The 571-nt window shown below is 46.9% G+C and carries 1 protein-coding gene; it reads right to left on the bottom strand.

The annotated features are described in order from the left end of the window. On the bottom strand, nucleotides 1-482 hold a 482-nt coding region (locus A3763_RS21810; protein ID WP_255376634.1), incomplete at its 3' end, for an ABC transporter transmembrane domain-containing protein. Nucleotides 483-571 lie beyond the last annotated feature (89 nt).

Genomic DNA, 571 nt, shown 5'->3' with positions numbered 1-571 from the left:
GTGGGGGCAATATTAAACACCAGAAAGCGCATCAAAAAACTAATGCCATTTGTGCCGCGCTCAATGTCGCGAGATAAACCACCCGTTTGGCGGTTCAAGTGAAAGCTTAGACTTAATGCATGAAGGTGCTCGAAAACTTTTAGTCCTACGCGACGCATCGCTCTTTCGGTCACGCGTCCGAATAGGGTGTCGCGGATTTCGCCTAGTAACACATTCATCAGCCGTACCAGACCGTAGGCGAGTAATAAGCCCAAAGGTACAACGAGCAGGGATAGTTCATTATCAGCTAGTTGTTGGTCTAGGTCATCGACGACGTGCTTGAGAATAAAGGGCATGGTAACGCTAGCGACTTTTGCTGCAACCAGACATAACAGAGCGAGAGCGATGCGCTGCTTGTATTCCAAAAGGTAGGGAATGATTTGCTTGATGATTGACCAGTCAATTTCTCGATTGGGGTCAAAGTCTGAACGCATACCGCGCATGTGAAGTATCCTAAGGAAAGAAAGCGCTTAGTGTAGCGTAAAAGGGATAAGTGCCAAAGCGCAATGGATCAGATATGATCTTACTATTC

This window comes from Oleiphilus sp. HI0128, assembly GCF_001635365.1.
The sequence above is the reverse complement of the archived record's forward strand: the minus strand, read 5'-3'. Positions and strand labels throughout refer to the sequence as shown.